This is a genomic window from Methanoregula sp., assembly GCF_002835825.1.
In the GTDB taxonomy this organism is placed as follows: Archaea; Halobacteriota; Methanomicrobia; order Methanomicrobiales; family Methanospirillaceae; genus Methanoregula.
Genome location: NZ_PIZH01000031.1, coordinates 1 through 10,856, shown reverse-complemented (window position 1 = coordinate 10,856; position 10,856 = coordinate 1). Strand labels below are relative to the sequence as shown.

Below are 10,856 nucleotides of genomic sequence, written 5' to 3'. Positions count from 1 at the left end.
GTTGTATGAATATCCATTTGGAAACCTTTAACTAACCAGCCGGGAAATCATAATTTTACGACGACAGTGTGTGTGATACGCATGGCGTTTTCTGTACATGTAAACATGGAGCGATGCACCGGTTGTGGCAACTGCGTCATCGCATGCCCGGTTGATGCCCTCGAGCTATATACCGTGGACCCGGCAACCAAGGAAAAGATCTATGCCGTGAAGAACGGGAAGTCTGTACACCTCGATGTCAAGGCCGAGCTTTGCGCCGGCTGCGGCGTCTGCGTGAACGCCTGCCCGTACGATGTGATCCGCCTCTCCGGAAAGGGAGTGCAGATCCCGACCGAGGCCTGAAGCGAGGAATACCATGGCAAACTCAATCAGCGTTAACCTGATCTCCGGCAGGACCATCCAGCAGGGCGTTGCAATCGAGAGCGGCAAGGAGAAGCCCTCGTACCGCACCGCCTGCGGCATCATCGAGATGGACTCCACCGACTTAAAGAAACTCGGCGCATGGAAGAACACCAACGTGAAGGTCACGACCGATTACGGTAGTGTCATCGTCAAGGCCGTCGAGGCCACGCAGGGACCCCACCCGGGCGTTGCCTTCATCCCGATGGGGCCCTGGGCAAACTCCGTTGTGAGCGACAACACCTACTCCACCGGCATGCCTACGTTCAAGGGAACGCCGGCAAAGGTTGAGATCGCAATGAACGAGCCTGTCCTCCTGGGAATAGAACTCGTGCAGAAACAGTGCGGGGTGAAAGTAGGATGACGAAAGTAATCACCGATGTAATCTGCCCGTTCTGCGGGACTCTCTGTGATGATATCGAGGTTACTGTATCGGATGATGGCAAGAAGCTCCTCGAAGTGGCAAATGCCTGTGTCATCGGGACAGAGAAGTTCCTCCATTCCCAGTCCTCCGATCGCGTCATGAAACCCCGGCTCCGCCAGGATGACGGCAGCTGGAAGGAGATCTCGTACGAAGATGCCGCAGACTATACCGCAAAGCTCCTTGCAAAAGCCAAGAAGCCCCTGATGTACGGCTGGTCCTCCACCAACTGCGAGGCCCAGAGCGTGGGTAACGAGATCGCCGAGATCGCAAAGGCCTGCTGTGACAACACGGCAGCCGTCTGTCACGGCACGACCCTTATCGCAGTCCAGGATATCGGTCTCCCAACCTGTACGCTCGGTGAAGTCAAGAACCGTGCCGATCGTGTCATTTTCTGGGGCTGCAACCCGGCACATGCCCACCCCCGGCACATGTCCCGGTACTCCATCTTCCCCCGCGGGTTCTTCACCGGCAAGGGACAGATGAGCAGGAAGCTTGTGGTCGTCGACCCCCGCTGCACCGACACTGCCAAGATGGCTGACATGCACCTTCAGGTCGAGCAGGGCCGCGACTATGAACTTCTCAATGCACTGCGCATCGCTCTCAAGGGAGAATGGCTTCCTGATGTGGTTGCCGGAATCCCCTCCGAGAAGATCCGCGAGGCGGCTGATACCTTAAAGAGCGGCCGGTTCGGTATCATCTTCTTCGGCATGGGAGTCACCCAGTCACTCTCCAAGAACCACAACATCGACGAGGCCATCGCCCTTACAAAGGACCTCAACGAGTACACGAAATACTCGATCATGCCGATGCGGGGCCACTACAATGTTACCGGCTCCGGTGAAGTCTTCGCCTGGCAGTTCGGGTTCCCGTACTCCGTTGACCTCACGCGCGGGTTTGCCCGCTACAACCCGGGTGACACAAGCTCCATTGATCTCCTTGCCCGTGGCGAAGTCGATGCCATGTTTACCATTGGCAGCGATCCCGGTGCACACTTCCCAATCAGCGCAGTTAAGGCTATCGCAAACGTTGACTCGGTCTGTATTGACCCGCACCTGACCCCGACCTCCGGTGTCTCCAAGCTCCATGTCCCCGTTGCCTTCAACGGTGTAGAATGCGGTGGTAACTGCTATCGTATGGACAATGTGCCAATCGACTGCCGCAAGGTAGTCGAGCCACCCCAGGGCATGATCACGGACGAGGCATTCCTCATCATGGTCCGTGACCGTCTCAAGAAGCTCAAGGGGGTAGCATAACATGTCAGAATATATCATCAAGAACGGCCACGTCTTTGACCCGGTCCAGGGCATCAAGGGCGACAAGAAGGATATCTGTATCAAGGATGGGAAGATCGTTGACAAGGTCGGCTCCTCTGCAAAAGTGATCGACGCCAAGGACAAGACCGTCATGGCAGGCGCCGTGGAGATCCACGCCCATGTTGCCGGCCCCAAGGTCAACCTCGGCCGCATCTACCGGCCCGAGGACAAGCTCTTCAGCTGCACCCCGACAAAGGGCATGGAGCGGATGGGTGGCGGTGCCTCTATCCCGACCACGTTCAAGACCGGGTACGAGTATGCCAAGATGGGATTTGGCGTTGCTATGGAAGCAGCAATGCCCCCGCTCTTCTCCCGCCACGTGCACGAGGAGATCCGCGACACACCCATTATCGACGAGGGTGCATTCCCCGTGTTCGGTAACAACTGGTTCGTCCTTGAGTACCTCAAGAACCAGGAGATCGAGAACACCGCAGCCTACTGCGCCTGGCTTCTCAATGTCACTAAGGGATACGCAATCAAGGTGGTCAACCCCGGCGGCACCGAAGCCTGGGGCTGGGGCCTGAACTGTCTCACAGTCAATGACCCTGTCCCGTACTTCGACATCACCCCGGCAGAGATTGTCAGGGGCCTCATGGAGGCAAACGAGTACCTCGGCCTCCCGCACTCGATGCACATCCACCCCAACAACCTCGGGAACCCCGGGTGCTACCAGACAACCCTCGACACCATGAAGCTTGCCGAAGGTATCAAGGCCAAGAACAAGTTCGGCCGCGAGCAGGTCATGCACCTCACCCACTCCCAGTTCCATGCCTACAAGGGCACCAACTGGGGAGATTTCGAGTCGGGCGCTAAGGAGATCACGGACTACGTCAACAAGAACAAGAACATTACCATCGATACCGGTAACGTCACCCTTGACGAGACCACCACGATGACTGCTGACGGACCGTTCGAGCACCACCTCACCGGCCTCAACCACCTCAAGTGGGCCAACTGCGATGTCGAGCTTGAGACCGCAGCCGGTGTGGTCCCGTACATCTACAGCCCGTCAATCTCCGTCTGTGCTATCCAGTGGGCAATCGGGTTAGAGATTGCCCTCATGATGAAGGACCCGATGCGCTGCTACATCACCACCGACCACCCGAACGCAGGACCGTTCACCCGGTACCCCCGCGTGTACAAGTGGTTGATGTCCGAAAAGGCCCGGAAGCAGCAGATCGAATCCTTCAAGCACAAGGACAAGGTCCTTTCCCAGACCGCCCTCGGCACGCTCGACCGCGAGATCTCGCTCTACGAGCTTGCCCAGATGACTCGTGCAGGTCCCGCAAAGTCCCTCGGCCTTGCCGCCATGTGCGGAGGCTTAAAGCCCGGCATGGACGCCGATGTTGCCATCTACAACATCAACCCCGACAAGCCGATCGCGAACCCCGACGACATCGAGAAGGCATTCAGCCGCTGCGCAGCGTTCTTCAAGAGCGGTGTCCAGGTTGTCAGCAACGGCGAGATTGTCAGCAACGGCAACAAGCGCACCCTCTGGGTCAGTGTCAAGGCAAAGGAGAACCCGCAGGTTGCCCGCGACATCAACGAGAAGTTCGTCAAGTATTATAGCATGACGCAGGCCAACTACGAAGCGCTCGGGCACCACTTTGTCCCGAACCCGTATGCAATCGAGGTTGATGCAACCAACTGAGGTGGAAGAAGATGGAAACCGTTACCATAACCATGAAAAACGCGCCTGCACTGTATCTTGAGGCAGACACCATCTCCCCCGATGCATTCGCCGGCAAGAGCGCGGCCCAGATTGCAGAACTCCCGGTCTTTGAGGGGAATGTCCCCTCAACCCTTGGCAAATATTTCGATGTCAAGGGCAATGCCGGAGCAACTGCTGCCGACACGAAGATCGTTGTCAAAGGCGATGCACAGAAAGTCAAGTACATCGGTTTCAAGATGACCGCCGGCGAGGTTGTCATCGAGGGACCGGCCGACCAGTACGTCGGTGCCTGGATGAAGGGCGGTAAGCTCACCGTAAAGGGCGATGTGGGTGCATTCGCTGCAACTGCCATGAAAGGCGGCGAAATGGTCATCGAAGGCAATGCCGGCAACTACCTCGGCGCCGCCTACCGCGGCGACTGGAGAGGCATGTCCGGTGGCAGGATCCTTGTCATGGGTAATGCCGGATCCGATATCGGCATGTATATGCTGGGCGGTGAGATTGTAGTCAACGGTGACGTTGACGTCCATGCGCTGACCCACGCCGAGGGTGGCAAGCTCACGGTCAAGGGCAATGCCAAGAGCAAACTCGGCGGCCAGATGGTCGAGGGCACGATCATCGTCTTCGGTTCCATCGAAGTCATGATGCCCGGCTTCAAGCCAAATGGCGAAGTCGAGCTCGAAGTCGATGGTGCAAAGGCAAAGTTTGCCCACTTCATCGGCGACATGGGTGAGCGCCACAAGAAGAAGAAAGGCGTTGTCGTGTACGGGAACCTGTACAAGAAGATCTAACTTTTTTCACACACATTTTTTATTTTTCCGGTCTTTTGTCACTACCATGACCGGCTTATTGTTTCCACAACCATTGCCTGCTGCCTGATTGTCGGCAGTCCGATTCATCCCTGCGCATGAGGGCGGAGTCGAAAAAGAGCATAGAGTATTATTGTTGGGTTGCCGCGGGAGGTGCATGCTGCGCCCCGCTCCCCTTATCCACCACTGGCCGTGCTGCCGGCACGTGTTTTTGGATATCCTCGCGAAGCTTGTCGAAGTGGATCTCGTCCAGCTGTTCTGAGAGGAGCCGCCCGCTCCAGGCGCGGCGGTATACCCAGTCGATGATTTTATCGATCACAAAGAGCACCTGCTCCTCGGTCTCCACGGTAAGGAGGTTCCTGCCGACCTTCGGGTGCCGCCCGCGCCTGCCCCCGACCGTGATGAGGTAATGACGGTGCTCTGCCTTGATGAGGTCAAAGGAGCAGGACTGCACGCAGACCCCGCAGTCAACGCATTTGCCTTCGTCCAGCACCGAGATGCCATTCCTGATCTTGATCGCTTTCTCTTTACAATAATAGACGCAGTTTCCGCAACCGGTGCAGAGCCGCTCTTTCGTCCTGACGGGAACGACCCTGCCGATCACCCCGATCTCGTTGAGCATGGGGCTCGTGCAGGCATTCGGGCAGCCCGAGAGTGCGATGCGCATCTTGACCGGCATCTCCTTTCCGAAGATTTTCGCATCGATCTTCTGTGCAAGACGTATCGTATCGATATTCGCAAACTTGCAGCGTTCGGTCCCGGGGCAGGAGATGATGTTGACTACTTCGTCTTTCTCGGATCCAATTGGCGTGCCGTTTTTTTCAAGGGCTTTTGCCATATTCTTCAGCCGCTTCGGATCAACATGAGGGATCTCTATTGTCTGTCGGGTCGTACAATGGACAACCCCGCTCCCGTAGGTCTTTGCTATCGTTGCAATGCCCCTCAGCTGTTCGACCGAGAGAACCCCCGCAGGGGCCCGGATACGGACGGTGGAGAAATCAGCGTTCCTCTCGGTGATAACGCCGCCCCTCATGTGGATACCGAGTTCGTGCTTCATCGTTCAGTACTAAGGAGAGTGTGGTTATTAAGGATCGGGTTGTGGCACGGTGCGGGTTGCAGGTGAGTGGCCTGCTTCAGCATCTCTGAGCGGCCACAGGCTGCCTCTATTCAGGTATCAGTAATAGATGAGCGACCCGTTTCCGAGCAGAGTCCTGCCATCGGCAGGTGTCGTCTTCGTGCCCATACCCGGTGCAACCGCTGTCGTGGTATCAATGAGGAGGCTCACTTCGCCCTGGGGGGCGTTCACCGTCCTTTCAGCGAGCAGGGTACTATTGCTGTAGATCCCGACGGTCAGCGGCTCGGGAGATGGATCCAGTTTACGGATTGTTGCCTGGACAATACTCTTCGTCATCAGAACCGGGAAGGTCTGGTTGCCCCTGCCGGAGACCTGGCGCAGGAGCCCGGGATTCCCGACTGAACCGGAAAAATCGCCGGCATAGATAATCCTGACATAAACACCGGCAGGCTGCATGTCTGCTTGAACCTGCTCTGGAGGGGGATTAGATCCGGCAGACGGTGTTATGGTAATGACCGTGTTGCTGTACGGTGAACCGTAGAGGGAGTTTACGGTAACCGCTGCCACGGCGAGGATTATAATAACCGCAATGACTGCCAGAAGAGCAGCAACGACAGAGGGCTTCCGCACAGGTGCCGGATTCTTCCCGGCACTCTTTGATGTCCTGCCAGGTTGAGGAACTCGTTTCTTTGGAGGAGACGGCATCGCAGGAATCGCTGCGTCCGGCGTATAGGTTCCTGGCAATTCGCGCTTTTCTCCCGCAGTCTGCCGGGCGGGGGGTGAATCCCGGGCGGTTTTTTGCGTGGGACCCGGAAGGGGTGAGGTTTTTTTCACGACCGGTTCTTCAACGGGAGGAAAAACCGGTTTATTCCGGACTGCTTTGAGGGATTCTGCGGCGGCTTGGACAATGGTACCGAACTGTTCAGGGGATTGATACTCCCCTGCACGTTCCGGTTGTTCGGCCGGCGGTTGCGGTGTTTCAGCCTTATCAGCCTGTGGCAAAGGGATGCGGATACCGGCAAAAGGATCCCGGGGAACTGATTCCTGAACAGGGATTGTTTCCGGTTCCGGAAGCGGTTCCTGGCTGGACAGGTCTCCTGCAAGGGGTTCACCAGCACGATATTCGGTCGCTGTGGAGGGAGTCTCTGGTGCTCGTACCGGGAATGGCGGGAGTGTATCATCAGGCGTTTTTGGTGCCGGTTCAACCGTCTCATTCTTTCGGTTTTTCTCCTCAAGGAAAAACTCCAGGGAGTCGGTCTCCTGTTCGGTAATGATAACGGGCTCTGCAATGGGGGCCGCGGGTTCAGCTATTGATGACCGGGGACGGACGGGCTCGGGAGCTTCCCAGCGCCTCACCGTTGGCTGAAGACCGTTCTTCCTTGTAACAGGCACAGCGGGGCTCTGCGCCTCCAGTTCGCGTGCCCTGATAACCAGCTCGATAAGCCTCTTCACCCAGAGTTCGCGCTCATGCCGCCGCTTCTCACCAGGGTTCTGGGTGAAGATGAGACTCACCTGCGCCGAATCAGAGAAATCGTTTGGTTCTTTCAGCGTGAGGATGAGGGCAGGTTCCATGGTGGCAGCCTTGCCGCCTTTAACGGTCACGATGTCGGAAAACGGTATCATCTCCGGCTCGAGCCGTTCGTAATGGCTGTCCATGAGAATGAGGCGCTGGTTGGTCAGCATCGCATCGTACAGGACAGAGCCGGCGCTCACGCGGTGAGTTGTCAGGATTATGGATTCGCCGCGGTTCAGGTACGGGACACTCATGAAACCTCAGTATCATCTCATCTTTGTTGTACGGGAAGATATGCTTTTTAGCCGGAATTTCCGTTCACGCGGTTCTGATGTACAGAAAAGTGCCACAATGGAAGAGGAAATCAGTTGCAGGTCTGTGTCATCAGTGACCGAAAAAAACAATGAAGGATTGACCAGGGGATCCCTGGGATATACCCGTGGATTCGTCGCTGTGCCGGTGCCCGTCAGGAAACCCGTAAATCCGCATGGATCTCGACGGTCCCGTAGGGCTTCGTGGTTGAGCTGCCCGAGACCTGGATGCCATCCTGGAAGATGGACACGGTTAAAAGATCCCCGGATGCATCCAGTTTCTGGACGACAGCATCGACAATCTGGTCTTTTGCCGGGATCTGGTAATATTGTTCCCCGCTTGCGGAGACTTCCCTGATGCGACCTGAGGTCCCATACGAAGCTGAGTATTCTCCATCGTACTGGATCCTGATCCAGACCCCCGAGAGCTGGGGAGCTGGAGCCTGCGTTGCTTCGGGAATTGTTGTTGCGGTCACAACAGGAATGTTTTCCGGTGTCCCTGCGGGCTCTGGCGTTACCGCCGCTGTCGGCTGCTCGGTGACAGCAGGTGAAGGCGTAACTGAGGGTACCGCGTCCGTGGGAACGGTTGTCACGGGCGTTGTTGGAAGATTGCCGGTAAATGCAGGTGCAAGGAACATGACTGCCGCAACAAGGGCGATTATCAGGATCAGCACAATCCCGGCTGCAAGGATGCTGCGGCGGTTGCCGGATGAAGCCTTTGCCCGTGGCTTTCGCGGTGCAAGAGGGGGATTGACATGCCCTCCTGCGTCCGTTCCTGTTTCTTCCCCAGTCACCCCCTCTTCTTCGGGCAGTTCACCGGCAACCCAGGGGGGCAGGAGTTCAGCGGGTTTCACGCCACTCTCTTTCTGTGCAACTAGGCTCATCTCCCGGATCTTTGCTGCCCATTCGTCGCGTTCAGCGGTCCTTTTCTGTCTGGGCGCCTGCGGGAAGACGATTCCAAGAGTGTGCCGGGTCTCATCCGGCAGGACGATGGAAAGGGAGAGGACCGGGTCCATCGCAGTATTTTCCCCGATGGTCACGGTCTCCAGCGACCCAAAGGGGATGTCCTGCGGCCGCAGGCTTGCATGGCGGGCATCGACAAGGATGAGGCGCTGGCTGGTCAGGATCGCCTCTGCCGGTACCGTGTTGATGACCACGTTGTGCGTTGAAAGGACGATTGCTTCGTTGCTGTTCAGGTAAGGGCTTCCCATGTTCCCACGTTCCTATCACTCATGTGCGTTCTGAAGGGCAATAGGCATTATGGCCGAAATCCGGCTCAGAATGCCCTGTCAGAGCTGTTGCGGATACCGCATTTTTTTATTTTATCACGCAAACATGAGAGGCGATGGATCAAAAAGAATGCGAACTTGAATTAAAAAAGACCCTGGCAGAGCAATCGGTTTTCGAACGGGTCTTCGAGTCTTGTCTCTGGAGCTCGCGCCTGATCGTCATCCTCGCTGTGGTATTCGGGCTCTTCAGCTCCTTCCTCCTCTTCATTGCAGGATCCGCAGAGATCCTGGGAAGCTTCCACGATGCGGTCATTCTCTCCACCCTGGAGGTCGAATACTCCACCCTGTTGTCCGGTATCATCGGCGGCGTTGACCTCTACCTTATCGGCATGGTGCTCCTCATCTTCAGCTTCGGCATGTACGAGCTTGCGATCTCCAAGATTGATGTTGCCCGGTGCTCAGAGTCCTACCACAGCCTCCTGGAGATCGAGAACCTTGATGACTTAAAGAACAAGATCATCAAGGTCATTATCATGGTGCTCATTGTCGGGTTCTTCCAGAGGATCCTTACCATGAAGTTTTCGACATCCACTGACATGCTCTTCATGGCAATCTCCATCGGCGTCATCTGTATCGGGGTGTATTTCCTCCAGCAGCACAAGAAGGAATAATTTTTTCTCCGACTGGCTCTCAAGCCAGGAGGATGAGAAGTAATCCGAAGGATTTCTTCGAATTCGGAGAGGTTTCTCAAAACCTCGACAATGAGAAGGGAGGCATCAGCTGACCTTCGAAGAACGCTGATGCGTTCTTCTCGTCCTCCGGGTTTTGATAAACCCCTCGGATGCACAAACCTTAACAACCTTTCCCGTAGAAAATATTGGCACTATGTGGAAGGCAGTCGGGATCGATGCATGGCTCGCAGCACGGAAGACGAGCCTTGAGGATGCACGCGGGACCGTTACGGGGATTATCGGGCGGGTGAAAAATGAGGGGGATGCTGCACTCATTGACCTGGCGAAGAAATACTGCACGCTGGAACATGTCGCGGTTTCCGATGAGGAGCGGGAATCTGCGTACGATGAAGTCGATGCACAGGTTGTCGAAGCCCTGATCGAAGCCCATGCCCGGATCGAGCGCTTCCACGAACGACAGCGGCCCCGCGACCTCTGGTTCGAGGAGATGGAGCCGGGCGTTGTCCTCGGTATGAAGACTACCGGCCTGAACCGGGTCGGTCTCTATGTCCCTGGCGGCAGGGCGGCCTACCCGTCGTCTGCGCTGATGTGCGCTGTCCCGGCAAAGGTTGCGGGAGTAAAAGAGATCTGTGCCTGCTCGCCACCCCCCATCAAGCCCCTGACCCTTGTCGCGCTCGATATTGCGGGCGTGACCGAGATCTACCAGGCCGGTGGAGCACAGGCCGTTGCGGCCATGGCGCTTGGCACGGAATCCATCCGGCCGGTCCAGAAGATTGTCGGGCCCGGCAATGTCTATGTCACGCTCGCAAAGATGATGCTCCGCGAGCATGCGGAGATTGATTTCCCGGCCGGTCCGAGCGAGATCGGAATCATCGCGGACAGCACGGCTCACCCGAAAGTCGTTGCTGCTGACGTCCTTGCACAGGCCGAGCACGACCCAAACGCTGCATGCATCCTCATCACGACGGATCCCGCCCTGCCGGCAAAGGTAGGAAAGGAGATCGAGAAGATGGTATCCGAGGCGCCGAGGAAGGAGATCATTGTAGAGGCGCTGAAGAACTCCGGGTATACCGTGGTGAAGGACATCGATGAGGCAATCGCAGCATCCGATGTTGTTGCGCCAGAGCACCTCTCCATCCAGGTCGCCGACCCGCTCACGGTAGTGACGAAAGTACAGAACGCCGGCGCAATCTTCGTTGGCCGGTACTCGGCGGTTGCCTGTGGCGACTACGCGGTCGGGACCAATCACTGCCTTCCCACTGCGGGATACTCGAAGATGTACTCGGGGCTGGATGTTGCGCACTTCTGCAAGACCGCATCGGTGGAGATGATCGACCGTGACGGGCTGGAGTCCATTGGCGATATTGTCGAGACGATTGCGGAAGCGGAAGGGTTGTTTGCCCACGCACAGTCCGTGAA

Annotated in this window: 10 protein-coding genes; 7 read left to right on the top strand and 3 right to left on the bottom strand. The window is 56.9% G+C overall.

The window, feature by feature from the left end:
* Positions 1-81 precede the first annotated feature (81 nt).
* Genes CW742_RS02235 through CW742_RS02215 form a run of 5 tightly spaced genes read left to right on the top strand, consistent with a single transcriptional unit; the run spans position 82 to position 4,599 of the window.
* On the top strand, positions 82-342 hold the full coding sequence (locus CW742_RS02235) for a 4Fe-4S dicluster domain-containing protein (RefSeq protein WP_292415956.1): 261 nt from the start codon (positions 82-84) through the stop codon (positions 340-342).
* Between the two features lie 13 nt (positions 343-355).
* A complete protein-coding gene (locus tag CW742_RS02230; RefSeq protein ID WP_292415954.1) occupies positions 356-763 on the top strand; it encodes a molybdopterin dinucleotide binding domain-containing protein in 408 nt (135 codons plus the stop codon).
* The gene (locus CW742_RS02225) at positions 760-2,076 is read left to right on the top strand and encodes a formylmethanofuran dehydrogenase subunit B (protein ID WP_292415952.1); all 1,317 of its coding nucleotides are present in this window, start codon (positions 760-762) and stop codon (positions 2,074-2,076) included. The genes CW742_RS02230 and CW742_RS02225 overlap by 4 nt, the downstream gene beginning before the upstream one ends.
* Position 2,077: 1 nt before the next feature.
* Positions 2,078-3,787 (top strand): formylmethanofuran dehydrogenase subunit A, encoded by a 1,710-nt coding sequence (locus tag CW742_RS02220; RefSeq protein ID WP_292415950.1) that lies wholly within the window; start codon positions 2,078-2,080, stop codon positions 3,785-3,787.
* A gap of 11 nt (positions 3,788-3,798) precedes the next feature.
* The gene (locus tag CW742_RS02215; RefSeq protein ID WP_292415948.1) at positions 3,799-4,599 is read left to right on the top strand and encodes a formylmethanofuran dehydrogenase subunit C; all 801 of its coding nucleotides are present in this window, start codon (positions 3,799-3,801) and stop codon (positions 4,597-4,599) included.
* A gap of 148 nt (positions 4,600-4,747) precedes the next feature.
* On the opposite strand, the gene CW742_RS02210 is transcribed toward CW742_RS02215, so the two are convergent.
* The 3 genes from CW742_RS02210 to CW742_RS02200 form a co-directional block, all read right to left on the bottom strand.
* Positions 4,748-5,674 (bottom strand): 4Fe-4S binding protein, encoded by a 927-nt coding sequence (locus CW742_RS02210; RefSeq protein ID WP_292415946.1) that lies wholly within the window; start codon positions 5,672-5,674, stop codon positions 4,748-4,750.
* Positions 5,675-5,791: 117 nt separating this feature from the next.
* Positions 5,792-7,459 (bottom strand): hypothetical protein, encoded by a 1,668-nt coding sequence (locus CW742_RS02205; RefSeq protein WP_292415944.1) that lies wholly within the window; start codon positions 7,457-7,459, stop codon positions 5,792-5,794.
* 212 nt (positions 7,460-7,671) lie between these two features.
* Entirely contained in the window at positions 7,672-8,727 is a 1,056-nt protein-coding gene (locus tag CW742_RS02200) for a hypothetical protein (protein WP_292415942.1), read from the bottom strand.
* A 134-nt stretch (positions 8,728-8,861) separates the two neighbouring features.
* On the opposite strand from CW742_RS02200, the gene CW742_RS02195 reads away from it, so the two are divergent.
* Positions 8,862-9,416 (top strand): YqhA family protein, encoded by a 555-nt coding sequence (locus tag CW742_RS02195; RefSeq protein WP_292415940.1) that lies wholly within the window; start codon positions 8,862-8,864, stop codon positions 9,414-9,416.
* Positions 9,417-9,630: 214 nt separating this feature from the next.
* On the top strand, positions 9,631-10,856 hold a 1,226-nt coding region (hisD, locus tag CW742_RS02190; RefSeq protein ID WP_292415938.1), incomplete at its 3' end, for a histidinol dehydrogenase.